Below are 542 nucleotides of genomic sequence, written 5' to 3' on the forward strand. Positions count from 1 at the left end.
TCCAGCAATCCGCTAAAACGAGGATTAATTTTACCTAATGGGGTGGGAATTGTTGACGCTGATTACTACAATAATTCCGGTAATGAAGGAGAAATTTTCTTCCAATTAATTAACTACGGAATTACGGACATCACCATTAAGAAGGGTGAACGGATTGGTCAAGGAATTTTCATGAACTACCTGACTGCGGATGTTGAAACGGGTAACCTCCAAACGCGGACGGGGGGCTTTGGTTCAACCAAACGATAATTAAAAATCAATAAAGGTCAAACAAATCACTAATAAATCTAGGTGATCCATGCTATTCTATAAGGTGATCACACGGATTGAGAGGACGGGAGAATGGCAAAAGTTAAGACCCAGTTTGTATGCAATAATTGCGGATACGCCTCCCCTAAATTTTTAGGACGCTGTCCCAATTGTGGTAAGTGGAACACTTTAGTTGAAGAACGGATGAGCGATCCAAAGGCTGAACGAAAAAGTCGGGTGAGCTTTGACGGCAAACATACGCAACCACAGCTGATTTCGGACGTCGCGATGCA

At 42.6% G+C, this 542-nt stretch carries 2 pseudogenes; both read left to right on the top strand.

Annotated elements, in window-relative coordinates:
- Window positions 1-249: pseudogene (locus CP370_RS09200) on the top strand (dUTP diphosphatase); the annotation flags it as partial.
- Window positions 250-342: 93 nt separating this feature from the next.
- Window positions 343-542, top strand: a pseudogene (locus tag CP370_RS09205) (DNA repair protein RadA); the annotation flags it as partial.

Origin of the sequence: Lactobacillus sp. UMNPBX19, assembly GCF_002553805.1 — a bacterium.
Classification (GTDB): Bacteria; Bacillota; Bacilli; order Lactobacillales; family Lactobacillaceae; genus Lactobacillus.